At 72.2% G+C, this 25,782-nt stretch carries 16 protein-coding genes and 1 pseudogene; 6 read left to right on the top strand and 11 right to left on the bottom strand.

The window, feature by feature from the left end; translation table 11 throughout:
* Window positions 1–133: 133 nt before the first annotated feature.
* The 4 genes from OG746_RS15850 to OG746_RS15835 form a co-directional block, all read right to left on the bottom strand.
* The gene (locus OG746_RS15850; RefSeq protein WP_266715243.1) at window positions 134–2,683 is read right to left on the bottom strand and encodes an MFS transporter; all 2,550 of its coding nucleotides are present in this window, start codon (window positions 2,681–2,683) and stop codon (window positions 134–136) included.
* A complete protein-coding gene (locus OG746_RS15845; RefSeq protein WP_266715242.1) occupies window positions 2,680–3,234 on the bottom strand; it encodes a MarR family winged helix-turn-helix transcriptional regulator in 555 nt (184 codons plus the stop codon). Before OG746_RS15845 ends, OG746_RS15850 begins: the two co-directional genes overlap by 4 nt.
* A gap of 135 nt (window positions 3,235–3,369) precedes the next feature.
* Window positions 3,370–4,566 (bottom strand): beta-ketoacyl-[acyl-carrier-protein] synthase family protein, encoded by a 1,197-nt coding sequence (locus OG746_RS15840; RefSeq protein ID WP_266715241.1) that lies wholly within the window; start codon window positions 4,564–4,566, stop codon window positions 3,370–3,372.
* A complete protein-coding gene (locus OG746_RS15835) occupies window positions 4,563–4,826 on the bottom strand; it encodes an acyl carrier protein (RefSeq protein ID WP_266715240.1) in 264 nt (87 codons plus the stop codon). The genes OG746_RS15840 and OG746_RS15835 overlap by 4 nt, the downstream gene beginning before the upstream one ends.
* Before the next feature lie 120 nt (window positions 4,827–4,946).
* On the opposite strand from OG746_RS15835, the gene OG746_RS15830 reads away from it, so the two are divergent.
* A complete protein-coding gene (locus OG746_RS15830) occupies window positions 4,947–5,660 on the top strand; it encodes a 1-acyl-sn-glycerol-3-phosphate acyltransferase (protein ID WP_266715239.1) in 714 nt (237 codons plus the stop codon).
* Window positions 5,661–5,682: 22 nt separating this feature from the next.
* On the opposite strand, the gene OG746_RS15825 is transcribed toward OG746_RS15830, so the two are convergent.
* Window positions 5,683–7,074: a hypothetical protein gene (locus OG746_RS15825; RefSeq protein ID WP_266715238.1), complete on the bottom strand. Its 1,392-nt coding sequence runs from the start codon at window positions 7,072–7,074 to the stop codon at window positions 5,683–5,685.
* A 65-nt stretch (window positions 7,075–7,139) separates the two neighbouring features.
* Window positions 7,140–8,558, bottom strand: a complete 1,419-nt coding sequence (locus tag OG746_RS15820) for a lipase family protein (protein WP_266715237.1) — start codon at window positions 8,556–8,558, stop codon at window positions 7,140–7,142.
* Between the two features lie 432 nt (window positions 8,559–8,990).
* Here OG746_RS15820 and OG746_RS15815 point away from each other — a divergent pair, with 432 nt between their 5' ends.
* Together OG746_RS15815 and OG746_RS15810 are read left to right on the top strand one after the other, a co-directional pair.
* Window positions 8,991–10,307: a hypothetical protein gene (locus OG746_RS15815; protein WP_266715236.1), complete on the top strand. Its 1,317-nt coding sequence runs from the start codon at window positions 8,991–8,993 to the stop codon at window positions 10,305–10,307.
* A gap of 33 nt (window positions 10,308–10,340) precedes the next feature.
* Window positions 10,341–11,081 (top strand): bestrophin-like domain, encoded by a 741-nt coding sequence (locus OG746_RS15810; protein WP_266715235.1) that lies wholly within the window; start codon window positions 10,341–10,343, stop codon window positions 11,079–11,081.
* Window positions 11,082–11,107: 26 nt separating this feature from the next.
* Here the strand turns inward: OG746_RS15810 and OG746_RS15805 are convergent, their stop codons facing one another.
* Entirely contained in the window at window positions 11,108–12,751 is a 1,644-nt protein-coding gene (locus tag OG746_RS15805; RefSeq protein ID WP_266715234.1) for a hypothetical protein, read from the bottom strand.
* A gap of 376 nt (window positions 12,752–13,127) precedes the next feature.
* Between OG746_RS15805 and OG746_RS15800 the strand changes: the two genes are divergently transcribed.
* Window positions 13,128–16,136 carry a glycoside hydrolase family 3 N-terminal domain-containing protein gene (locus OG746_RS15800; RefSeq protein WP_524540415.1) on the top strand — a complete coding sequence of 1,003 codons (3,009 nt, stop codon included), beginning with the start codon at window positions 13,128–13,130 and terminating at the stop codon, window positions 16,134–16,136.
* A 126-nt stretch (window positions 16,137–16,262) separates the two neighbouring features.
* A pseudogene (locus tag OG746_RS15795) lies at window positions 16,263–16,679 on the top strand (SRPBCC family protein); the annotation flags it as partial.
* A 119-nt stretch (window positions 16,680–16,798) separates the two neighbouring features.
* Here the strand turns inward: OG746_RS15795 and OG746_RS15790 are convergent.
* Window positions 16,799–18,025: a glycoside hydrolase family 6 protein gene (locus OG746_RS15790; protein WP_266715233.1), complete on the bottom strand. Its 1,227-nt coding sequence runs from the start codon at window positions 18,023–18,025 to the stop codon at window positions 16,799–16,801.
* 477 nt (window positions 18,026–18,502) lie between these two features.
* Between OG746_RS15790 and OG746_RS15785 the strand changes: the two genes are divergently transcribed.
* Window positions 18,503–19,327 (top strand): NmrA family NAD(P)-binding protein, encoded by an 825-nt coding sequence (locus OG746_RS15785; RefSeq protein WP_266715232.1) that lies wholly within the window; start codon window positions 18,503–18,505, stop codon window positions 19,325–19,327.
* A gap of 1,263 nt (window positions 19,328–20,590) precedes the next feature.
* Here the strand turns inward: OG746_RS15785 and OG746_RS15780 are convergent.
* From OG746_RS15780 to OG746_RS15770, 3 genes are all read right to left on the bottom strand, one after another.
* Complete coding sequence (locus OG746_RS15780) at window positions 20,591–21,739, bottom strand: XdhC family protein (protein WP_266715231.1); 1,149 nt, start codon at window positions 21,737–21,739, stop codon at window positions 20,591–20,593.
* A gap of 45 nt (window positions 21,740–21,784) precedes the next feature.
* On the bottom strand, window positions 21,785–23,236 hold the full coding sequence (locus tag OG746_RS15775; protein ID WP_266715230.1) for an NCS2 family permease: 1,452 nt from the start codon (window positions 23,234–23,236) through the stop codon (window positions 21,785–21,787).
* A 151-nt stretch (window positions 23,237–23,387) separates the two neighbouring features.
* Entirely contained in the window at window positions 23,388–25,781 is a 2,394-nt protein-coding gene (locus OG746_RS15770) for a xanthine dehydrogenase family protein molybdopterin-binding subunit (RefSeq protein ID WP_266715229.1), read from the bottom strand.
* Between the last annotated feature and the right edge of the window lies 1 nt (window position 25,782).

Here is a 25,782-nt window from a genome sequence, read left to right as displayed (position 1 = left end):
TGCGTAATTCGCTACACGTCGCTACACGCATTGATGCGCCCATTAGGGCGCATATCAAAGACGGAGGCCGTGGCCCGACCCCGGTCACCCCGGGTGTCGCACCACGGCCTCCGCCGCGAACCGCCTCAGCGCGTCAGTGGCTCAGCTCCACGTCCGCGTCGTTCCTGCCGTTGCCGTTGAGAGCCAGCGGGAGGGCCTGCGGACCGTAGCCGCTGGCGACGACGGTGTACTGGCCGGCGTCGAGGTCGTCGAAGGCGTAGGCGCCGTCGATTCCCGTGACGGCCGTGCCGACCGTGTTGCCCGCGGCGTCCAGCAGGGTGACGCGGGCGTCGTTCAGCGGGTCGCCGGACGCGCCGCGGACCACGCCGTGGACGCGGGCGCCGGGGACCAGACGGACCTCGCAGCGGTTGGGGCCGCCGGTGGCGACCTCGACCGCGAGGGCCGTGGGCCGGTGGCCCTCCGCGCTGACGGCGAGGGTGTAGCTGCCGGGGGCCAGGTCGCCGAAGGCGAAGTTGCCCGTGGCGTCTGCGGCGCCGGAGGCGATCACCTCACCGCGCACGTCGGTGGCGATCACCAGCGCGCCGGGCACCGGGAGTTCGCCCGCCGCCTGGACGACGGTGCCGGTCAGGCCCGCCGCCCCGGCCAGCATCAGGTCGAAGTCGAGGAAGCCCTCGCCGACCGTCAGCGTCGTGGCCTGCGGCTGCCGGGAGCCCGCGGAACCGATCAGGACGTACGTGCCACCGGCGGGAGCCGCGAGCAGGTACGCGCCGTCGGAACCCGTGGTCGTACGGCCCAGTTGACCGCCCCTGAGGTCGATCAGCGTGACGACCGCGCCCACGAGCGGCGAGCCGTCGCGTTCACGGGCGTGGCCCTTGATGCCCGAGGTCGCGTCGACCGGCTCGGCCTGCGCGGGTACGGGTGCCGCCTGCGCGGCCGCCGCTGCCGGAGCGGGGACCGGGGAGTCCGCGGCCTCCGATGAGGCCTCGCCCTTCTCCGCCGCTTCACGCGCCTGAAGGCCCGACATCTTGCGCAGCGGGACCTCCTTGGTCCACAGGACCATCAAGAACGCGAGGACGATGACGCACGCCGCGATCAGGAACACCACGTGCATGGCGTCCGCGAAGCCCTGCTTGAACGGCTCCGCGAGGCGCGGGTCGAGGTGCTGGATGAACGAGGAGTCGGACAGCACGTCGCCGCCGCCACCGCCGGAGCCCTTGACCATGTCGAGGACCGGCTTGTTAGCGGGGTCGGAGACGACCGACGGGTCGTGCAGCGCGGCCTGGAAGTCATGCGTCTTCGCGGCCGACTTGAAGGCCTCGGAGATCTTGTCGCCGACGTTCGAGAAGAGAACGGAGAGGAAGATCGCCGTACCGGCGGTGGCGCCCATCTGCCGGAAGAACGTGGACGACGCGGTCGCCACACCCATGTCCTGCGGCGGCACCGCGTTCTGCACCGCGAGCACCAGCGTCTGCATGCAGCAGCCCAGGCCGAGGCCGAAGAGCCCCATATAGAGCATGGTCTCCCACAGCGGGGTGTCCCACTGGACCTGGAAGTGGAAGAGCAGCAGCGCCGCCACCATGAAGAGGGTGCCGATGGTCGGGAAGATCTTGTAGCGGCCCGTCTTCCCGGTGAGCTGACCGGAGATGATGGACGCGATCATCATGCCGGCCATCAGCGGCAGCATCTCGAGACCGGACTTGGTGGGGCTCGCGCCCTTCACGATCTGGAGGTACTGCGGGATCATCAGCATGCCGCCGAACATGCCCGCGCCGATCAGCACGGACAGGAAGCTGGTCTTGCTGAAGATGGCGTTGCGGAACAGCCGCATCGGGATGAGCGCGTCGTCGCCGACCCGGCGCTCCACGAGGATCCACGAGACGATGCCGACGCCGCCGAGGACGTAGCAGACGATCGAGCCGGTCGAGCCCCAGCCCCACTCGCGGCCCTGTTCGGCGACGAGCAGCAGCGGGACGACGCCGAGCGCGATGGTGAACGCGCCCCACCAGTCGATCTTCCGGTCGCGGCGGACGTGCGGGATGTTGAGCACCTTCGCGACGACGAACAGCGCGACGATGGCGATCGGCACGTTCACCAGGAACACCCAGCGCCAGCCGGTGACGCCGAGGATGCTGTCCTGACCTGCGAGGGCGCCGCCGATGAGCGGGCCCGCGACGCTGGACGTGGCGAACGTGGCGAGCATGTAGCCCTGATAGCGGGCCCGTTCACGCGGCGGCACGATGTCGCCGATGATCGCGAGCGCGAGCGACATCAGACCACCGGCACCGATGCCCTGCACCGCGCGGAACGCGGCGAGTTCGGGCATCGACGTCGAGAAGGTGCACAGCGCCGAACCGACGATGAAGATCGTGATCGCCGCGAGGAAGTACGGCTTGCGGCCGTGCAGGTCGGACAGCTTGCCGTAGAGCGGCGTACAGATCGTCGACGTGATCAGGTACGCCGTCGTCGCCCAGGCCTGCTGGCTCAGGCCGTCGAGGTCGTCCGCGATGGTGCGGATCGAGGTGGAGACGATGGTCTGGTCGAGCGCGGCCAGGAACATCCCCAGCATCAGGCCGCTGAGGATGGTCAGGATCTGCCGGTGGCTCAGTCCACCGGACGTCTGTTGAGGGGTGGATATGGCTCGGGTAGCGGTGTCTCCGCGGGACGCGGACACGGCCTCAGTCATTCTTGCGTTGCTCCCTGCTCGCCACCGGGCCCGGGGACTTTCCCGGACTCGGGACGCGCGTATTCAAACTCTTCCAGATCGTCATTGAGGCGGGAGAGCAGCCGGATCAGCTGGTACCGGTCCTCGGCGGGCCAGGTCTCCAGCAGCTCCGCGAGTCTCGCGTCGCGCTGGCGCCGGTACTCCTCGAACGTGGCCCGCCCGGCGGCGGTGGCGCGCAGCAGCGCACCCCGCCGGTCCTCCGGGTCCGGACGCCGTTCGACGAGTCCCTTGTCGACCATGGCCCGCACCTGGCGACTGACCGTCGACAGGTCGAGAAAGGTCTCGGCGGCCAGGTCGGTGGCACGGCGTTCGCCGTCGCGCACCAGCTTTGCCAGCAGTACCCGTTCGCCGGACCGGCTCTCGAGCCTGGCCTTCTGCCGGTAGGCAGTCAGCAGTCTCGAGAACCGCACCAGTTGCGTGCCGAGTCCCGCCGCGGCGTCCTCGGCACTCGCGCTTCCCTTCACTGGGTCGGCGTCCGCTGCTTCACGGCCATGGACCGTCCCCTTGTCCATGTCCCGCCTTCCCGTTCACATTCAATTGCTTGTATCGAGCAAGTGAGTGTAGCCGCCATTCGCGGGTCCCCGACCCAGGGGGTACGAGAGTATTTGCGCAGGTCAAAGCGGGGTCAAGCCCGGGTCAGGCGGAGGTCAGGCAGGGGTCAAGAGCACTGCGGCGTTGTGTCCGCCGAAGCCGAAGGACGTGCTGAGCGCGAGGGAGGTGGGCCGCTGACGGGCCGCGCCCGCGACGGCGTCGATGGCGAACTCCGGGTCGAGTTCGGTGAGCCCGGCCGTGGGCGGCACCACGTCGTCGCGCAGCGCCAGGACCGTGAGTGCCGCCTCGATCGCGCCCGCCGCACCGAGCGTGTGCCCGATGGCGCCCTTAGCGGAGGTGACGGGCGGCCGGTGCGGGAAGACGCGGGAGAACAGGGTGGCCTCCATCGCGTCGCCGCGCGGGGTCGAGGTGCCGTGCGCGTTGATGTGGTCGACGTCACCGGGGGCGGCGCCGGCCTCGGCGAGCGCGGCCCGCACGGCGCGTTCGGCCTCGCGGCCCTCGGGGTGCGGGGCGACCAGGTGGTGGGCGTCGGTGCTGGTGCCGTAGCCGACGAAGGACGCGAGGCGGGGCGCCGAGCGGGCGTCCGCGTGCTCGGCCCGCTCCAGCACGAGGACGCCCGCGCCCTCGCCGATGACGAAGCCGTCGCGGTCCGCGTCGAAGGGGCAGGACCGCCGGTTCGACAGCGCTCCGAGCTGGCCGAACCCGGCCACCATCAGCGGCACCACCGCCGCGTCCACGCCGCACACCACGGCGATGTCGCACTGCCCGGAGGTCAGCAGCTGCCGCGCGACTCCGAGCGCGGTACCCCCGGCCGCGCAGGCCGTCGCGACGGGGAGGGTGGGCCCGGTGATCCCCAGGTGCAGCGCGATGGTGGCACACACCATGTTGGGCAGGAAGCCGGTGAGGAAGTACGCGGAGACGCTGCCCGCCCCGCCGCTCGCGAACCGCTCGGCCGCGGCGATCCGGGTGTGCTCGCCGCCCACGGACGTGCCGGTGACCACGGCGACGCGCGAGCCGTCCCACTCGGCGGGGTCCAGCTTGGCCCGGTCGAGCGCCTCGCCCACGGCGGTCAGCGCCATCCGGGCCGCGGGGTCGATGCGGGTGACGCCGCGCGGCCGTACGGGCAGTTGGTCGGCGCCCTCGACCCGGCAGCTCAGGGTCACCGGGAGCTCCGCGAGCGTCGGGTCGTGGCGGGCGGCGGAGCGCCCCGCCAGGACGGCGGCCCAGGTGCTGTCCGCGTCCCGGCCCGCCGCGGTGACCAGGCCGAGCCCGGTCACCAGGACGGCGTTCACCGGCCGCGCCGCGCGTCGACGCGGGAGCTGAACTCGGCGAAGGGCAGCTCGCGCAGCTCGTCCTCGGTGACGGTGACGCCGAGCTGGTCCTTGAGCGTGACGGCCAGCTCCACGGCCATCAGCGAGTCGACGAGCAGGTCGGTCATCAGGGCGTCCGAGGTGACGGCGGCACGGTCGACCTCGAAGGTGTCGACGAGCATGCCGGTGATCAGGTCGGGGGTCGCGAGGGGTTCCGGGGGCGCGAGGGCCTCGGCAGCCACGGGGGGCTCGGTGGTCGTGGGGGTCTCTGGGGACGCGGGGGTGCTCATGGCCTGAAACAAACCACCCCAACAGGACCCTTAGCCTTGCGCTCGCCCATATTCAGCACAAAGTGGGACTTTGTGAGCAACCTTGAGACCAACGTGGACGACGCCCTCGGCTGGCTGGCCGACGACTATCTGCGCGTCGAGACCTCGGGCATCGAGCACATCCCGGCGACCGGCCCCGCGATCCTGACCGCCAACCACTCCGGAGCCTGGGGGTTCGACGGCTTCGTCCTGAACAAGGTCCTGCGGCGCGAGCTGGCCCGGCCGGTGCACCTCTACGCCGACAAGCTGGTCTTCCGGCTGCCACCGCTCGCCGCGTACGCGCGCCGGCACGGCGTCTTCAGCGACGATCCGACGCTCGGCCGCGACCGGCTGGCGCGGGGCGGGCTGACCGCGATGTTCCCCGAGGGCATGGACGGCGTCGGCAAGGACTTCTCCTCCCGCTATCGGCTACGGCCCTTCAACCCCGGTTTCGCCGCCGTCGCCGTGCTCACCGGGGCGCCGGTCGTGCCGGTGTCCATCGTGGGGGCTGAGGAGACGTTCCCGAAGCTCGGCGAGATCGGGGCGCTCGCCCGACGGTTCGGGCTGCCGTACTTCCCCGTGACCACGCCGCTGCCACTCCCGGCGAAGTGGCTCGTCACGGTCGGCGAGCCGATCCCGGCCCCGGCCGCCGACCCTTCGTACGCCCGGCGCTCGGCCGCGGCGCGGCGGCTGTGCGACGAGGTGTGGTTCACGGTGCAGGCGATGGTGGACCGGGACCGCGGGCGCAGGACGACACCGTTTTGGTAGGCCAACTGCCGCGCCCGCGTGCTTAGTTGGCGAGCCACTCCGCGGCTCTACGGGCGTCGGCGGCGGCCGTGGCGCAGCGTTCCGCGTGCGCGAGCAGGGTCATCCGGCACCGCTCGCCGAAGGCGTCGTGGTTCCAGCCGGGCTGCCGCGCGCAGTCGGCGAGGCGGCGCGCGTGCTCCTGGAGGTTGCGAGCCCCTGCGGTGGCGAGAGCGGCGTAGTGGGCGGGGTCCGCGCCCATGACGGGCCCCGCACTCACGTCGGGCGCCTCGCGCGCACCCGTGGGAGCGTCCGCGCCGGCCCGGTCGGCGAGGGCGCGGACGAGTTCGGTGACGGCGAGCACGCCCAGGTCGGCCGCGGGGCAGGGGACGCGGGCGGCGCACAGGTCGGCCGACAGGTCGTCGAGCGGATCCGCGCTGTCCAGGCCTCCGGAGCCCCAGCCCGCGGTGTCCAGGCCCCCGGAATCCCGGCCCTCACTGTCCGGCCCCTCGGAATCCCGGTCCTCGTCCAGATCCCGCAACCACGCGGTCGCGCACAGGATCTCGGTGTCCGCCCCGACCGTCAGGTCGTCCCACCGGAACGGCGCGACGACCGCGTGGATCGTCGCGGGCAGCGGCGGATGGCGGCGCACCGCCTCGGCCACGCTCCGCTCCACTCCCTCGGTCGCGAGCAGCGCGAAGGCCCGCGGCGCCGTCTCGGCGAGGGCCCGGGTGACGACCTCCAACGCGTGCTCCAGGTAGGCCGCCTCCGGGCCGGCGCCCGCGCCCGCCCGCGCACCCTCATGAACGTACGGCTCGATCCGGCGCCTCAACGCCGCGCTGCGGGCGCCGTGTTCGGCCTGGTCCGCGGAGCGTGCCGTGGCGTCGAGGATCTCGCTGACGAGGGTGTCGTCGGCGGCCCCTGCGCCGAGGACGAGGCGCCGGGCGAGCCGCCGGGTGACGGCGCGCCACTCGGCCCGGCCGAAGGCGCCGTCCGGCTGTCGCGCGGCAAGCAGTGCGGCGGCCGCCTCGGTGGCGGCGGAGCGCACGGCCACCGGGTTGACGGTCGGCGGCGGCGCGGCATGCGGCGTCAGGATCGTGCGCCGCCCTTCGGCGTCGAGGGCGGTGACGGCGCCAAGGGCCCCTGCCTCCTGTGCCCGCCGCAGCAGGGCGTCGGCGTCCGCGCCGGAGAACGGCATCAGGAACGCGCCGAACGCCGTGGCCATCCGCGTCGGCCGCCCCGACCCGGCCCGCCGTGCCTGGGCCAGCGCCTGCCGGGTCAGCTCCCGCCGGGTGAACGACTTGAGACCGAGCGCGCGGGCCGGCGCGTCGATCCAGGAGACACGCTGGGCCGCGAGCGCGGCGCTGACCAGAACGTTCTCCAGGGGCCGGGCCGTCGCGAGCCGACGGGGAGGGGTGCCGGTGTCCATGGCGTTCATCGCCGTTCTCCTACGCGTCGGTGGTGCCGGTGGGTCGGTGGGTTCGGTAGCGGTCTCGGTGGTCGTCACTTGTCGAGCAGTTGGTACGGCTGGTTGCCGACGATCTCGCCGTCGTACGCGGTGATCAGCTCGTTGACGCGGGCGCGGTGCGGAAGGTCGTCGCCGCTCAGGGTGTCGGCGTACGCCTGCGGGGCGTGCGAGAGCGGGTAGTCGTACGTCTCGTCGAGCCAGGCGAGTTCGAGCCAGGTGTCGGGGACGTCGCAGGCGGAGGCGGGTCCGCGTCCGTCGAGCCCCGGGATCACGTCGTGCTTGTTGACGAGGCTGACCACCTGGACCGCGGGGTCGAGCGGGCGCTTGTTGTCGATGGGCGAGCCGACGGTGACCACATGCGTGAGCCGGTACGTCGACACGACGTCGAGGTCGCAGGCGAGGTTCATCGCGGTGATCCCGCCGAGGCTGTGGCCGACGATCATCAGCTCGGACCCGACCGGCACCCCCGCCCGTACCAGCAGGTCCTTGACCGCGCGGCTGTACGTGGTGTCGGTGCGCAGCGCGGCGTCGAACGCGCCGACGAGGTCCTGCGGGGTGCTGTTGCTGACCCGGCCGAAGCTGGTGCCGGGCAGCAGCAGGACGTGCCGCCGGGCGCCGTCGGCGCAGTCGATGCGGCGCAGCAGGGCCAGGCCGTGGTTGCCGAGCGCGGAGATGTCGTCGATATAGCGGACGATGTCGTTGCCGGAGCGGGTCAGGACGCGGCTGAGCATCGCGTCGGGTTCGACGCGTTCGGCCCGGCCAGGACCCGGGTTCAGATGCCGGATGACCCCGGCGGGCAGGCCGAGGAACGGGTCGGTGCCGGGCACTCCGCCGGACAGGGTGACCCAGGAGAAGTCGTCGTTGGCGGGGTTCTCGTCGAGGAGTCCCTGCAGGGCGAGCAGTTCCATCATCACGGGGCTGAACGTGGTGAGGGTGCGGGTGAGGCCGAGCAGATCGATCAACTCCCGTGCGGCGCGCAGCGCTTCGAACCTGCGGCCCGCGATCACCGCGTCGGTGAGCCGCTTGGCGAGCGGCTCGGTCAGGTTCGGGTGCTCGCGGGCGGCGGCCTCGATGCGCAGCGCGAACGCGTCGACGGCCATCGCCACGGCGGCGGGCCTGCGGCGGGCGACGGCGCCGAGGGAGCGGACGGCCTCGCCGACGACGCCGCCGTTCGCGGCGAAGCCGAGCCCGGCCGGGTTCGTCACGGCGCGGGCCGCGGACAGGGCGGCGCCGAACGCCCACGCGGGCCGGCGCACCGCCTGGAGCCCCACTCGCCAGCTGGATCCCGCCGCGGTCAGCTCCGCGCCGGTGCGGCGCGCGGCGAGCGCCGCGTCGGCGAGCAGCACCGACGCCGCGACGAGCAGGTCGGCGTCGGTCCGCTCCGCCGGCACCTGCGCGGCCCTCGCGTCGTCACGCCTTGCCACGTCGCGCGCGTGGACTGTCTGGACTGCCATCCCGGCCACCTCGTCCCTGGAACGCGTCGGCGGGGCCGACCCGCCACTCATCAGCAGTAGACGCAGACCGACCCGGCCCCGGCAGGGCCGCTGCCCCCACTCGGGTGACTCACGGAGCGTGCCCACCGCACCCCCGCGCTGCAAGGCCTCCCACATAACCGCAGGCCACAGCGGCCCACCGAGCCCGGGAGCCGCCCGAGTGAATCACCGAGCGTGTGCGCGCGCCGGTCTCCCACGGGACGCACCCCGCGACAGCATGCCGGTGTGATCATCGGGAGGTTTGTCGAAAGGGCCCCACGGCGGCTGCGTAAGGAGGTGAGCCCTCATCGAGAGCCGGCTTCGGAGGCAAGCCCACATCGCCGGCCGCGTACGGAGGTGAGCCCCATTCAAGCCCGTCCGGCGATCGAGGACCGGGGCCCGGGGCAGAGCCCCGTGAGCGCAAACCCGCCGGGCGCCCCGGTCGCACCGGGGCCGGGACCCACCGTCGGACCACTCGGAGCGACGCGCACCCGCAGGGCACGGCGGCTGCTCACCGCCCTCTGCCTGGCGGCCTGCTGCTGGTCGGCCACGAACTGGTCCACGGCAGGCCCCTCGGCCGCGGAGGCCGCAAGGCCACACCGCACCATCGCCGACGGCACCGGCGCACACGGCCTCGCCCTCGACGTCACCGTCAACACCCGCCCCGGAACCACCGCCCTGCGCCCCGGCATCCGCACCGGCGGCGAGGTCGTCGCCTCGTACCGCCTGACCAACCGCGGCGGCGCCGACCTGCACGACCTGCGGGTGCACGACCCCTCGATGCCGGGCGCCCGGCTCCACTGCCCCGGCGGCCGCGACCTCGTGCCGCTGCTCATCGGCCTCCGTTCGGTGCGCTGCACGGCGACCGGGCCGGCCCGCCCCGGCAGATGGGTCGCACAGGTGCGGGCCGCCGGGCGCCAGCCGTATCTGCGCGCCACCGTGCAGGCGACCGCGCGCTCCGGGTACGCGGGGGTGGGCGCGGCCCTGACGCTCCGTCAATCGGCGCGTCCGACCGGCCCCGACCGGGCCCACGTCACCTACACCGTCACCAACCCCGGCAACCGGCCCCTGCACGACATCCGCGTCACCGACCCGGGCCTCGCCCCCGACCGCATCGACTGCGCCCACGGCCGCCCGGTCGTGCCGCGCCTGGCGCCCGGCGCCACGGCCGAGTGCGGCGGTGACGTGCGGCGCGCCCCCGGCACGTACACCGGTCGTGGGCTCGCCGAGGGCAGCGACCTGATCCGTACCATCGGCGCGCGCGGCGAGGAGGTGGCGCCGCCCCGGTTGTCGGCGCGCGCCACGACGCGGCTCGTGATCCCGGGGGCGCCCGCACCCCGGCCGAAGGAACCGGCGTCACCGAAGCCGCCCGGCGGACCCCCGGCCGAGCCGCCCGCCGCACCACCGCTGCGGCCGCCCGTGCCGGCCGCCGCACTGCTGCTGGTGGCTCCCCCGCCGGGCATCGCCGCGCCGGACCCGGCGCCCCGACCGCCCCGACTCCCCCTCCCCCCAAGGCAACCCCGGCAGCCCGAGCCCCCAACCGAACCCGACCCCGAGGCACGTACGCAGGCGAAGAAGTCCGGCCAGGAGGACCGACTGCCCCCGCTGCTCCGCCGTTTCGTCCACGACAACGGCCGGCCCACCGGGCTCGGCCTCATGGCGGCGCTGTTCCTCGTGCTGCTGCCCGCCGCGATCGCGGCCGCGGTGCTCGGCTCGGCCCGCAGACACTGACCGAACGGCCCCCGAATCGGAGCGGACTCCCGAATGATCGAAAGCCTGGCCATCGTCGTCGGCGTCGCCCTGCTCGCCGCCGCGATCGTCCTCGTCAAGCACCGTTACTGGCCGCTCAGCCCGGACGAGGAGCCCCGCGAGGACGTCGCCGAGTACATCTCGATGATGGTCGGCGTGCTCTACGCGCTGGTGCTCGGCCTCGCCCTCGTGTCGGTCTGGGACACCCACTCCGGGGCCGAGGACCACGCGGCGGCCGAGGCGAGTGCCGCACATCAGATCCATCTGCTCTCGGCCGGTCTGGCACCCACCCAGGGCGAGCGCGTGCGCACGGACATCGAGCGGTACATGACCCACGTGTCCGACACGGAGTGGCCGGCCATGGCCGAGGGCGGTCCGCTGGGGGCGGAGGGCTGGCGGCTGTTGGGCGACGTACGCGCGGCGAGCCAGGTGCCCGCCGACGCCACGCCCTCCCAACAGGCCACCGTTCAGGAGGCTTTGGCACAGCTGAGCGTGCTCGACGAGGCGCGCAGGGGCCGGGAGAGCGACGCGGGCGAGCGGCTCTCGCCGGTGATCTGGTTCGGCCTGATCGTCGGGGGCGGTCTCACGGTCGCCTTCATGTTCATGTTCGGGGTGCAGCGCAGCTTCACCCACGTCGTGATGGTGATGGGCCTGTCCGCCCTGATCACGTTCACCGTGCTCCTGATCTACCAGCTCGACGGCCCGTTCAGCGGTCTGATGGCGGTCGACCCCACCCCGTTCACCCGCACCTTCTGAGCCGCCCCCCTCCCGGACCGGTGGCGCTACAGATCCGCGCCCAGCTCGCTCCTGACCACATAGCTGCACTGCGTGTACGAGTACCCGGACTGGATCCGGCCGCCCGCCGCGCGCCCGCTCGCCGTCGCGTCGCGGCCACCCGGCTTGTGCAGGAAGTGGTACGTGCCCGCGGGCAGCCGCAGCGTCCGCTTCGGGTAGCTCTTGCCGCTCGCCTTGCACGCCTTGCCGCGGCCCGCCGTCTCGGTCGGATACGTCTTGCAGGACCCGCAGGCGGCGATGGTGATCCGGCCGGTGACCGGTCCCGTGTAGAGGACCTCGACCGGGTCGGGCCCGTCGTTGCTGATCACCATGTCCATGCGGGAGCCGCCCGGCGCGCCCTTCGGCGGCAGCCGGTCGCCCGCGGTGGGACGCAGCTTCGCGATCTCGGCGGCGATGGCGACCTGCTGGGCGCGGGCCCGCCGCTCGTCGTTCTTGTACGTGCCCGCGAAGTCGGTCAGTGACGCGTGCGCCGCGCTGAACTTCTTGTCCTTGAACTGGTCGATGCCGCAGGCGTACGCCCCGTCCTCCACGGCCGTCGCGACGCCGCCGCGCAGGTGCGCGGGGACGGGCGCGGGCAGGCGCTTCGCGGTGTCGCCGATGCGGCGCAGCGCCCGGGTGGCGGTGCACGGGTCCGCGCCCTTCAACTCGCCCGCACGCCGCTCGACGGCCGCGCGCACGGCGGGCTCCACCTGGTCCGCCTGCGCCGACTCGGGGAACGTACGCAGGAGTTGGCCGAGTTCGCCGCCCTTGCCGTCGGACTCCGCGGCGCCGAGCTTTCCCGTACCGCACTTCAGGAGGGAGGCGGCGAGCGGCTTGTCGGGCCAGCTCGCGAGGGAGCCGAGGACTGCCCGGTCGACGGTGCCCGGCACCGACCGCAGGTGTTCGAGGGGCGCGACGGCCGCGCAGTGCTCGCCGTCGGCGTACGGCGCGGAGACCGCCTTGTAGTAGGCGTCGAGGCTGTCGTGCACGCGGTGCGCCGCCCTGGAGTCCGGGTGGTCCTCCGCGAGGTCGCGGTACCGGCCGAGCGCGGTGCGGTAGTCGGCGCGCGCCTCGGCGAAGTCTTGACCCGAGGCCTTCTTGACGAGGGCGTCGGCGCTGTCGAGCCGGTCGAGCAGCCGCTGCTCGACGGCGTCGTCGCGCAGACCGCCGTACGCGACGGCTCCCCCTGCGGGCACGGCGAGCAGCGCGAGACCGAGCACGATCGCCGCAACCGGCTTGATCTGTACGGCAGTTGCTGGCGCCCGCAGCCCGATCCGCGCGCCGTCCGCGACCGCGGCGAGCAGCAGCACCCCGTACCCGATCAGCGCCCATCCGGGCACCCCGTCCGGGTCGGCGGGCAGCGCGAGGGTGAGCAGCGCGGCCGTGGCGGCGACGCACAGCAGCGCGAGCAGGCGGCGGCGTACGAGGACGTATCCCAGGCCGAGCCCGCTGAGGTTGAGCAGCCCCGCCGCGACGGCGCGCGCCGGATCGGCGGGCCCGGCGGGCGGCCGGGCAGGGGGACGGTCGGACGGCTGGACAGGGGGTCGGCCGGGCGGCCCGAACGCGACTTCCTGCGCGGGGCCGAAGGCGGGCGGGCCGGCTGCGGGCGGATCGAAGGCGGACGGGCCGGCCGCGGGCGGGCCCGGTGGCATCGGCGGAACCGGCGGTACCGATGGCTCAGGCGGCCCCGATGGCGGTGGCCCCTGTGACGGCGGCACCGATGGCATCTGCGGAGGCGGGCCGAACCCGCCGCTCCCCTGCCGCTCCGCGTCGCCGGACGACGCGCCCCCCTGCCACCTCATCGCGGTCCCCCAACCGTCAGGTGTCACACCCCGAAGCAAACGATCGGGGGCGGCGCCCCGGCTGTCAATCGGTCACAAGTAGCCAACCCGACGCCATCGGGCCGCCAACTCCCTTTACGTTCCGAACCCTTGACGCCCCCACTACGCCCCCTTTAACTCAAGTCTTGAATTTAGAAACGGCACGACGCACCACCAGCACCCGCAACGGGATCACCGGGAGGGCACCTTGCGTCACACCGACACCACCACCAGATCCGGCCGCAGAAGGCGCGGAAGACGCGCGGCCTTACTCACCGTCTCGGCGCTCGCGGCAGGCCTGCTGCCGCTGACCGGCACCGCGTCCGCCTCCGCCGCCGACGACCCCGCACCCACCCCCGTCGACCGCTTCGAGGGCGAGGTGCCCTTCGCCACGCAGCCCGCCGAGGGCATCTTCACCTGGGGCGGTGACACCGACGACCATCCGAAGCTCGAACTCAAGGAGCGCGCGGACGCGCCCGAGGGCGCCAAGGTCCTCGAAGGCGCCTACGACATCAGCGGCTACGGCGGCTTCAGCCACGACTACGCCGCCGACAAGCCGGCCCACGACTGGTCGGCGCACAAGGGCATCCGCCTGTGGTGGTACGGCGACAACTCGGGCCGAAAGCTGACCTACGAGCTCAAGGACGGCGGCGCGCACGGCGAGGCGTCCGAGCTGTGGACGACGTCGTTCACCGACGACTTCACCGGCTGGAAGCAGGTCGAGCTGCCCTTCACTCAGTTCGAGTACCGCACGGACTACCAGCCCGTCGGCGGCATCGACCACGTCCTCGGGCTCGACAAGATGTGGGGCTACGCGGTCACGCTGCCCACCGGCACGAAGAGCCAATTCGCCATGGACGGCGTGGAGTTGTACGGCAAGGCCGACCAGTCGCTGCGCGCGCAGGTGGCGACGGACGCGGCCGTGTACCCGGTGAAGGAGGGCGGTTCGGCGGCGGTGAAGCTGTCGGTCACCACCACAGGGAACGTGCCGATCGAGGACCCCGTCACCATCGAGTACGCCACCGGCGGCGGCACCGCCGACGCGGGCAAGGACTACACACCGGTCACCGGCAAGGTCACCTTCCCGGCGGGCACCGCGTCCGGCGCGGCCAAGACGGTCACGGTCGCCACCAGCAAGGACTCGGCCAGGTCCGAGACCGCCGAGACGATCCCGCTGAAGCTGACCGTCACCGGCGCCAAGCCGCCCGCCGAGTCCCCGCAGGTCGTCATCGACGCGCACGGACTGACGTACCTCGATGCAAAGGCCCCGATCAAGAAGCGCGTCGCCGACCTCGTCTCCCGGATGTCCCTGGAGGAGAAGGTCGGCCAGATGACGCAGGCCGAGCGCGCCGCCCTCAAGTCTCCCGGCGACATCGCGAGCCACAACCTCGGGTCGCTGCTCTCCGGCGGCGGCTCCGTGCCGACACCGAACACGCCCGACGCCTGGGCCAAGATGATCGACGACTACCAACTCCGGGCGCAGGCAACGCGGTTCCAGATCCCGCTGATCTACGGCGTGGACGCGGTGCACGGACACAACAACGTCGTCGGCGCCACGATCATGCCGCACAACATCGGCATCGGCGCGACCCGCGATCCCCAACTGGCCGAGAAAACCGGGGCAGTCACCGCTTCCGAGGTGCGTGCGACCGGCGTCCCGTGGGACTTCGCGCCCTGCCTGTGCGTGAGCCGCGACGAACGCTGGGGCCGCTCCTACGAGGCGTTCGGCGAGGACCCGGCCCTCGTCGAGTCCATGGAGACCGTGATCAAGGGCTTCCAGGGCCGCGCGAACGGCAGCGACCTGGACCGCAACGACAAGGTGCTCGCCACGGCGAAGCACTTCGTCGGCGACGGCGGCACCGAGTACGGCTCCTCCACCACCGGCTCGTACACCATCGACCAGGGCGTCACGAAGGTGACGAAGCAGGAGCTGGAGGCCGTACACCTGGCACCCTTCGGCGACGCCGTGAAGCGCGGTGTCGGCACGGTCATGCCCTCGTACTCCTCGCTCGACATCATCGGCGACGACCAGGGCCCCGTGAAGATGCATGCCAACGCGGCAATGATCAATGGGGAGTTGAAGAAGAAGCTCGGCTTCGAAGGCTTCGTGATCAGCGACTACGCGGGCATCGACCAGATCCCCGGCGACTACGCCTCCGACGTCCGTACGTCGATCAACGCGGGCCTCGACATGATCATGGTGCCGAACGCCTACGCCGACTTCGAGAAGGCCCTGCTCGCCGAGACCACCGCGGGCCGGATCAGCGAGGCGCGCGTGAACGACGCGGTCTCCCGCATCCTCACGCAGAAGTTCAAGCTCGGCCTCTTCGAGGAGCCGTACGCCGACACGAGCAACAGCGACCAGATCGGCGGCGCCGCGCACCGCACCGTGGCACGGGAGGCGGCGGCGAAGTCGCAGGTCCTGCTGAAGAACGACGGGAACGTGCTGCCGCTGAAGAAGTCCCAGAAGGTCTACGTCGCCGGGTCCAACGCCGATGACATCGGCAACCAGACCGGTGGCTGGACCATCTCCTGGCAGGGCTCGTCCGGGAAGATCACGGACGGCACCACGATCCTCCAGGCGATGAAGAAGGCCGCGCCCGGCGCGACGGTCGACTACTCGAAGGACGCCTCGGCGCCCACCGCCGGGCACGACGTCGGTGTGGTGGTCGTCGGCGAGACCCCGTACGCGGAGGGCGTCGGCGACGTCGGCAACGGGCACGACCTGGAGCTCTCCGCGGCCGACAAGGCGGCGGTGGACAAGGTCTGCGGCGCCATGAAGTGCGTCGTGCTCGTGGTCTCGGGGCGGCCGCAGCTGCTCGGCGACCGGCTCGGGGACGTCGACGGGCTCATCGCGTCCTGGCTGCCGGGCACGGAGGGCGACGGCGTCGCCGACGTCCTCTACGGCAAGCGGTCCTTCACCGGCCAACTCCCGGTCACCTGGCCGAAGTCGGAGGCCCAACTCCCCATCAACGTCGGGGACGCAGCGTACGATCCGCAGTTCCCGTACGGGTACGGCCTCACGACGAAGGCGACCGGCGGCGGGAGCGGTGAGCAGGGTCTGGTGGACAAGGCGCGGCTCAAGGTCCAGGAGAAGGCGGGCGGCAAGGTGACGGAGGCGTGGGCCAAGCCGTTCGCCGAGGCCGAGCACCTCGCCCTCACCGGCGACTACAAGGGGGCGCTGAAGAAACTGGCCGCCGCGTACAAGGCGGCCTGACCGGCCGGGGCGGGGCAACTGTGCGCGCGGGGCGCCGAGTTGGGGCTTCGCATTCGGGTCCCGCGCGACACGCCGCCCGATCCCCGGCACGGACCCCGCACCCGGACGTGTGCATACCATCGCGACATGAGCGCCCATATCAGCATCGTCCGTGACACGTCGCTGCGCGCCTCCGAGGCGTGGCGGCGGCTGACCGACTGGGAGCGGCACGGGGATTCCGTGCCGCTCACCCGTGTCACGGTGACGACCCCGCCGCCGGACGCGGCGGGCACGGTGTTCGTGGCACGCACCGGTGTCGGCCGGTTCGGCTTCGACGACCCGATGGAGGTCGTCGCCTGGCAGCCGCCGCGGCGCTGCCGGATGGAGAAGCGCGGCCGGGTCGTCACCGGCTGGGCCGAGTTCGAGGTGCGGGCGCTCGGGGACGGGGGCTCGCGCGTCGAGTGGCGTGAGGAGCTGCGGGTACGCGGAGTGCCCCGCGCCGCGGACCGGGTGGTCGCGGCGGCGGGGCGGTGGGTGTTCGGGCGGGCGGTGGACGGGTTGCTCGACGACACCTTCGACGACGCCCTCGATGTCACCGGGGAGGGCACCACCGGGGACGGCACCACCGGAAACGTCACTGGAGAAACGTCACCGCACGGGCAGTGACCGGGACCAGGTGTGCGTCACTTCGCGGGGAGCAGTGGCGGCTTGGCGTACCGCACCAGTTCGAGCGCCTGCTGCGGGAACCAGTCGCCCGCCTTCGGGTCGACCGTGCCCCGCTCCGGGTCCTCGGGGCCCTCGGTGCCGCGCAGGCACAGGCCGTCCGACTCCCCCGGCGTCTTGATCCACAGGCGGGCGTCCTGCAAGGGGTCGCCGGTGCGCAGGGCCGGGCGGGCGCCGAGGCCACGGTTCGGCGGGTTGCACCAGTCCTGTGCGTCCGTGTACTTGCCGGCGGGCGGGGTCCACGTGCCCTGACCGTTGCGGCTGGAGTCCGTCACGAAGTGCGGCATTCGGGAGGCGGGCACGCGCACGTGGGCGTCGATCCAGGACTGCGCCTCGGTGCGCGGGGTCGATTGGTTCGGGCAGTCGGCGGCGTTCCCTGAGGACTTCTCGACGTACGCGATACAGGACGAAATCAGCTTGCCGTACCAGGAGTTGGCGTCGTCGGTGAAGTAGTTCGAGGCGTTGGTGTAGAAGCCGGCGGCCCGCTCGACGCCGCCCTTGAGCAGGCGGGGCACGATGGAGTTGACGCTGTGCCAGCCCGGGTGGCCGGTGTCGAGGTAGACGCGGGTGCCGCGCAGCGGCTCCAACTCGTCGACGGCGTAGTTCACTTCGGCGTACCGGGCGGCGGTCTTGGTGCCCTGGGCGTCGTCCTGACCGCAGTCGGCGGGGAGCAGGGCCAGCGAGTCGGGTTCGAGGACGACCATGGCGTCGCGGGAGCCGATGCCGCGGGCGACGGCGTCGATCCAGGCCTGGTACTCGGCGGTGGTGGCGGCGCCGCCGGCGGAGTAGTTGGAGCAGTCGCGGCCCGGCACGTTGTAGAGCGCGAACACGGGGAGGGCGTCGCGTCGGTCGGCGTCCCTGACGACGTCACGCGTGAGCTTCTCGACCTCGGCCGGGCTCTGGTCACCGAACCAGACGGCCTGCGGTGTGGCGATCATCGCGGTGACCTTGGCGGCGTCGCGGAACTGTCCCGCGCGGGCGAGCGCGGCGATCTGCCGGAGGGCGTCCGGGTTGGGGTCGGGCGTGTAGAGCTTCGGTCCGTGTCCGCTCGTCGACGTCTGCGGCTGCGACTGCGGCTGGGCCTGCGTCTGCGACTCGGCGCCGGTGGCCGTGGCCTGCGGCGCGGTGATGAGCAGGGTGGAGAGGGTGAGGGCGGTGATCGCGGCGCGTCTGAAGGGTCTTCGCACGGTGACTCCTGGGGGCCGGTCGGGCGGCGGGGCGGCGACGGGTCGGCCTTGCGGGAGGCTCCCGGTCGTCGCTGCGGGAGCGCTCCCACAGCGTCGGGTGCCATACCCCGGACGTCAAGTACGCGGGGCGGGCGGCACGTTGATGTAGCCCGATCCGGCCTACGCCACGGGCTCCGCCCCGGGCCCACGTGGCGCACGGCCAATTCACGTGAGCGCACATGCACCTACGACCGTTCCCGGGAGAGAGCGGTGCGGCAGGCGAAGCTCTGGTGGTTCCCGAGCTTCGAAGGTAGTTGTGTGCCCGTCCGGATTCGGCACCACGTAGCCGGGAAACAGGGATTGGCCGTCGCATCGCGGACAGAATCCGACCTAAATGCCGCCTACTGTCGTCTGCGGCCGGCAACGGGACAGTTCGACCACTGTGCTTGGCGCGGTGCCCGAGCCGCCCATCTCGGGAGACAGCGGACAGGGAGCGACATGACGATTCTGGTGACCGGTGCGACGGGAACTCTGGGGCGCCAGGTGGTCGAGCGGCTTGGGCGAACCGGACACAAGGTTCGAGCACTCACCCGTGACCCGGCCGGGGCGATCTGTCTGCCCGACGGCGTCGAAGTGGTGGCCGGCGATCTCGCGAGGCCGCAGACGCTGGCGGCGGCTCTCGATGGAGTCTCCGCCGTGCACCTGCTGGGGGCAACCGGGCACGACCACACTCCGTTGGCCGCAGGGCCGCAGATCGTGTCGATGGCAGTCGAAGCGGGTGTACGGCGACTGACGGTCCTGTCGCCCGGAGAAGGAGGAGAGTTGGAACAAGCCGTGCGTGACAGCGGCTTGGAGTGGACGTTCATCTGGCCGATCGACTTCATGTCCAACGCATTGGGGTGGGCTGAGGTCATCCGCGAGACCGCAGAGGTCCGTGAGCCGTATGGGAACCGCAGGACCGCTTCCGTCGACGAGGCGGACGTCGCGGATGTCGTCACCGTCGTGCTTGCCAAAGGCGGCTACGCGGGAAGGTGTCTCACCCTGACGGGGCCCGGAGCACTCACCCCGGCCGAGAAGGTCGCCGCTGTCGCGGCGGCGACCGGCCGTGAGATCGGATTCACTGAGCTTACCGACAGCCAGGCGCGTCGGCAGTGGCAGGCTGAGGGCTGGCCCGAGGACGGCATCGAGTTCATGCTCCGCATGTGGGCGACCGTGCCCGACTCGGTGGCCACGGTGACTTCAGCGGTCGAGGAAGTCGCCGGCCGCCCGCCGCGGACCTTCGCGCAATGGGCCGCCGCACACGCCGATGCCTTCCGCCCCTGAGGCCGGCTCGCATGCGCCTCGTTCCGTCGCTCATCGCATTGCCGTTCGTCGTGATCGCTGCGGGAGTAGACCGTAGCGGTACGTGAAACGCATCGGTCACCCCACAGATAGTGGCCATAGATCGAAGAGACACGGCCCAATTGGCCCACCCGGCGCGGGGCCTGAGCGCGCCGACGCCGCCGTGGTGCTTGAGGGTGCCGCCCCTGCCGTGGGGCTTGACGGCGTTCACGCCGTGGGACTTGAGGGGCCGCCACCGCCGTGGCGCTCGAAATGCCCGCCGTCGGATCGCTCATCTCCCACCACCCGCCCCCTCCGGGGGCGTCGGCCCGACGGGGTGCGGGCGACCACCGTCCCGCCACGAGTGAGCGACCGCAACGACGCCTCCCCACCCGCGACGACGGGCCGCCCCCGCCGTGGGCAACCTGCCGCCCACCCCGACTGCCCACCCGTAACGGTCTACCGCCACCGCCATGGACAATCTGCCGCCTGGGGCGCCAGGGTGGGCAAGGCGGCACCCCGGCGCCGCTCACCCGTGACGCGGGGCCCGACCCCGGAACGGCCGGCACCACACACACCGGCCCGGCGAACCCCCGCCCCCGGCCGAAGCCCCCGCAGGGGGCGGGCGGAGGGAGATGACCGGGCACCGGCACAGCCGGACAAGGCCCGGCGCCGCGCGACAGTCACCTCAGACGTCGGCCACGGCACAGCCCCGCACCCACGGTGCCGCGCACTCCTCACCGCAGGGCAGGCGTCTCCGCACGACGGGCGTTGGCCACGTCACAGCCCCGCCCCTCACGAGGGGCCCCGCCCCGGCACAGCAACCCGGACCCCGGGACTGGCCCAAGCCCCCGGCGGGGGCGGGCGGTGGGAGACGAGCGGGCAACGGCGCAGCTGAACAAGGACCGGTACCGCGCGCCGAGCGCATCGGCGTCGACCCCGGCAAGGCTCCAGGACCCGGCGCCGTGTCCCAGCACTACAAGCCCCGGCCCCGGCACAGCAACCCGGCCCCGTGGCTGACCGACGCCCCCGGAGGGGGCGGGCGGTGGGAGACGAGCGGGCAACGGCGCAGCCGGGCCGGGGGGACAGGTGCCGAGCAGGCCGCATCGCAGGCGCCACCCCGCAAACCACGGTGCCGCGCACCGTAGGCGCCACCCCACAGCCACGGTGCCGCGCACCCCGCACCGCAAGCGCCACCCCGCAACCGCGGTGCCGCACGCCCAACACGACAGGCGCCCACCCCGGCACGGCCCCCAAACCCCCGGCTCACGCCACCGAATCGATGCGGCGCGCCGCTCCCGGCTCGTGGTGGATCGGGGTGTGGGCGCCGGTCAGGGACACCCCGGTGCCGCCGCGGCGGTCGGCGACGATCTGCGAGGCGATGGACACCGCCACCTCCTCCGGCGTACGCGCCCCCAGGTCAAGCCCGATCGGGGACCGCAAGCGCGCCAACTCCAGCTCGGTGACCCCCACTTCGCGCAACCGGTCGTTGCGGTCCAGGTGCGTGCGCCGCGAGCCCATCGCCCCCACGTACGCGACCGGCAGCCGCAGCGCGAGCTGGAGCAGCGGCACGTCGAACTTGGCGTCGTGCGTGAGCACGCACAGCACCGTCCGACCGTCGACCCCGGTCCGCTCCAGGTACTTGTGCGGCCACTCGATGACGATCTCGTCGGCGTCGGGGAAGCGTGCCGCCGTCGCGAACACGGGGCGCGCGTCGCACACGGTGACGCGGTAGCCGAGGAATTTACCCATCCGTACCAGCGCCGACGCGAAGTCGATCGCGCCGAAGACGATCATCCGGGGCGCCGGAACGGACGACTCGATCAGGACCGTGAGCGGGGATCCGCATCGCGAGCCCTGTTCGCCGATCTCGACCGTGCCGGTGCGCCCCGCGTCGAGGAACGCCGCCGCCTCCCCCGCCACGGTCCGGTCGAGCTCCGGGTGGCCCCCGAACCCGCCCTCGTACGAGCTCCCGGGGCGGACGAGCAGCGCCCGCCCCGTCAGCTCCCCCGGCCCCGACACGACGCGCGCGAGCGCCGCCGCCTCCCCCGTGGCGGCGGCGCCGAGCGCGCTCGCGAGCACGCCACGTACAGCCGTATCGGACGCCCGTACAGGCGTGACGAGGATGTCGATGACGCCGCCGCAGGTGAGCCCCACGGCGAAGGCGTCGTCGTCGCTGTAGCCGAACCGTTCGAGGACCGGTTCCCCGTCCTCCAGGGCCTGCCGGCACAGCTCGTACACCGCGCCTTCCACGCAGCCGCCGGAGACCGAGCCGATCGCGGTGCCCTCGCTGTCGACGGCGAGCGCCGCGCCCGGCTGCCGGGGCGCGCTGCCGCCGACGGCCACCACGGTGGCCACGGCGAAGTCGCGCCCCTGCTCGACCCACCGGTGCAGCTCATCGGCGATGTCCAGCATGTCTCGGTCTCCTTAACAGCTCGTGGAACGGGCGGGCCGGCAGGGCTACTTGACGCCGAGCCAGCTCTCGATCGGGTGCAGGCCGAAGTACACGAGGAAGACGAGCGTCAGCACCCACATGAAGACGCCGATCTCGCGGAACTTCCCCTGCGCCGCCTTGATCGCCGTGTACGCGATCACTCCGGCTCCGACGCCTGCGGTGATGGAGTACGTGAACGGCATCAGGGCGACCGTGAGGAACACCGGCACGGCCACGGACCTGTCGGACCAGTCCACGTGCCGGGCGTTCTGCATCATCATCGCGCCGATGACGACCAGCGCGGCGGCGGCGACCTGGCCGGGCACGATCTGCGCGAGCGGCGTGAAGAACAGGCCGAGCGCGAAGAGGAAGCCGGTGACCACCGAGGACAGGCCGGTGCGGGCGCCTTCACCGACGCCCGTGGCGGACTCGACGAAGACGGTCTGCCCGGAGGCCCCCGCCACACCGCCGATCGCGCCGCCCGCGCCGTCGATGAACAGCGCCTTGGACAGGCCCGGCATGCGGCCCTTGTCGTCGGCGAGCCCGGCCTCGGTGCCGACGCCGATGATGGTGGCCATCGCGTCGAAGAACCCGGCGAGCACGAGCGTGAACACGATCATTCCGACGGTCATGCCGCCGATGGAGTCCCAGCCGCCGAACTCCACATGTCCGAAGAGCGAGAAGTCGGGCATGGAGACGGCGCTGCCGGTCAGCTCGGGCGGGCTGCCGCCCCAGACCTTCGGGCTGAGGTCGAAGACCGCGTTGACGATGACGGCGAGGACGGTGCCGGCGACGATGCCGATCAGGATCGCGCCCGGGATGTTGCGCGCCTGGAGCATGAAGATGAGCAGCAGGGTGACCGCGAAGAGCAGCACGGGCCAGCCCTTGAGCTGTCCGCCCGTACCCAGGGTGACCGGGTTGCCCTTGCCGACGAACCCGGCGTTGACCAGGCCGATCAGCGCGATGAACATGCCGATGCCGATGGTGATGCCGTGCTTCAGGGCGAGCGGGATCGCGTTCATGATGATCTCGCGCAGGCCGGTGACGACCAGCAGCACGATCACGATGCCGTACATCACGCACATGCCCATGGCCTGCGGCCACGTCATGTTGGGTGCCACCTGGGTGGCGAGCACGCCGGAGACGGACAGGCCCGCGGCGAGCGCCAGCGGCACCTTGCCGAGGAAGCCCATCAGCAGGGTGCACACGGCGGCGGCGAGCGCGGTCGCCGTGATGAGTCCGGCGTGGCTGAGCTTGTCGCCCGCCGCGTCGGGGCCGCCGAGCAGCAGCGGGTTGAGCAGGAGGATGTAACACATCGCCATGAAGGTGGTGATGCCGCCGCGCACTTCGCGCGCGAACGTCGATCCTCTGTCGGATATGTGGAAGTAGCGGTCGAGCCAAGACCTGCCGGCCGGCTGACGCGAGCCCGCGCCCGCGTCGTCGGCGGTGGTCTTCGGCTCCACGGACTGCTGGGTCATGGTGCCTCGTTTCCCAAGGTTCAAAGGGGCTCCCGTGAACTGCCTTACGGCACACGGGGTTTGGGATGGCTGCACGACCCGGGGGACGGCCCGAGACGCTTTGGTACGGACGGGGTGCCGACGCGGCGGCCGGCACCCCTGGGGAGGCCGACTAGGCCTGCGGGCCCGTGCCCGTGAGGTGCTCGGGCCGCACCGGGGTCCGGTCGAGCTCCAGACCCGTCGCGTTCCGGATCGCCGCGAGGACGGCCGGGGTCGACGACAGGGTCGGGGCCTCACCGATACCGCGCAGCCCGTACGGGGCGTGGTCGTCGGCAAGTTCGAGCACGTCGACCGGGATGGTCGGCGTGTCGAGAATCGTGGGGATCAGGTAGTCCGTGAAGGACGGGTTCCTGACCTTGGCGGTCTTCGGGTCGACGACGATCTCCTCCATCACCGCGACGCCGAGGCCCTGTGTGGTGCCGCCCTGGATCTGGCCGATCACGGACAGCGGGTTGAGCGCCTTGCCGACGTCCTGCGCGCAGGCCAGTTCGACGACCTTGACGAGGCCGAGTTCGGTGTCGACCTCGACGACGGCGCGGTGCGCGGCGAAGGAGTACTGCACGTGCCCGATGCCCTGCCCGGTGTGCAGGTCGAAGGCCTCGGTGGGGCGGTGCCGCCACTCCTCCTCGACCTCCACGGCCTCGCCCTCGAGCACCTCGGCGAGGTCGGCGAGGACCTCGCCGCCGTCGGTGACGACCTTGCCGCCCTCCAGGAGGAGTTCGGCGGTCGCCCACGCCGGGTGGTAGGTGCCCATCTTGCGGCGGCCGAGGTCCAGGACCTTCTCGCGGACGAGCTCGCAGGCGTTCTTGACGGCGCCCCCGGTGACGTACGTCTGGCGGGACGCGGACGTCGAACCGGCCGAGCCGACCTGGGTGTTGGCCGGGTGAATGGTCACCTGCGTGACGCCCAGCTCGGTGCGGGCGATCTGCGCGTGCACGGTGACGCCGCCCTGGCCGACCTCGGCCATCGCGGTGTGCACGGTCGCGACGGGTTCGCCGCCGACAACCTCCATACGTACACGGGCGGTTGAGTAGTCGTCGAAGCCCTCGGAGAAGCCGACGTTCTTGATGCCGACGGCGTAGCCGATACCGCGTACGACGCCCTCGCCGTGCGAGGTGTTGGACAGGCCGCCGGGCAGCTGGCGCACGTCGGCGCCCTCGCTGGACTCCCACTGGCGCTCGGGCGGCAGCGGCATCGCCTTGACGCGGCGCAGCAGTTCGGCGACCGGTGCGGGCGAGTCGACGGGCTGGCCCGTCGGCATGATGGTGCCCTGCTCCATGGCGTTGAGCTGCCGGAATTCCACCCGGTCCATGCCCAACTTGTCGGCCAGTTTGTCCATTTGGGCTTCGTACGCGAAGCACGCCTGGACCGCGCCGAAGCCGCGCATGGCGCCGCAGGGCGGGTTGTTGGAGTAGAGCGCGAGGGCCTCGATGTCGACGTCGTCGAGCACGTACGGGCCGACGGCGAGGGACGAGGCGTTGCCGACGACGGCCGGGGAGGCGGAGGCGTAGGCGCCGCCGTCCAGCACGATGCGGCACTTCATGTGCGTCAACTTGCCGTCGCGCGTGGCCCCGTGCTCGTAGTACAGCTTCGCCGGGTGCCGGTGGACGTGCCCGAAGAAGGACTCGAAACGGTTGTAGACGATCTTGACGGGCTTGCCGGTGCGCAGTGCGAGCAGGCACGCGTGGATCTGCATCGACAGGTCCTCGCGGCCGCCGAACGCGCCGCCGACGCCGGACAGCGTCATCCGCACCTTGTCCTCGGGCAGGCCGAGGACGGGGGCGATCTGGCCGAGGTCCGAGTGCAGCCACTGCGTGGCGACGTAGAGGTCGACGCCGCCGTCCTCGGCCGGCACGGCGAGGCCGGACTCGGGGCCGAGGAAGGCCTGGTCCTGCATGCCGAAGGTGTACTCGCCCTTGACGACGAAGTCGGCCTTCTTGGCGGCCTCTTCGGCGTTGCCGCGGATGATCGGCTGGCGGTGCACGATGTTCGGGTGCGGGACGTGGTCCGCGTGGTGGTCGGTGCGGCCCTCGTGCACCAGCACCGCGTCGGGCGCCGTCGCGGAGGCCTCGTCGGTGATGACGGGCAGCTCGCGGTACTCGACCTTGATCTTGGCGGCGGCGCGCCGTGCGGTCTCCGGGTGGTCGGCCGCGATGCAGGCGACCGGCTCGCCGTGGTGGCGGACCTTGCCGTGGGCGAGGACCGGGGTGTCCTTGAACTCCAGGCCGTAGTTCTTCATCGCGGTGGGGAGGTCGTCGTACGTAAGTACCGCGTAGACACCGGGAGTTGCGAGGGCCTCGCCCGTGTCGATCGACACGATCTCGGCGTGCGCGGTGGTGGAGCGCAGAATGTGGCCCCACAGCATGTCCTCGTGCCACATGTCGGACGAGTACGCGAACTCGCCGGTGACCTTGAGGGTGCCGTCCGGGCGGAGCGTGGACTCGCCGATGCCGCCCTTGGTCTGCGACCCCTGGGTGACCTTGCCGGGGATTCCTGTCGTACCCATG

Origin of the sequence: Streptomyces sp. NBC_01016, from assembly GCF_026341035.1 — a bacterium.
Classification (GTDB): domain Bacteria; phylum Actinomycetota; class Actinomycetes; order Streptomycetales; family Streptomycetaceae; genus Streptomyces.
The sequence above is the reverse complement of the archived record's forward strand: the minus strand, read 5'-3'. Positions and strand labels throughout refer to the sequence as shown.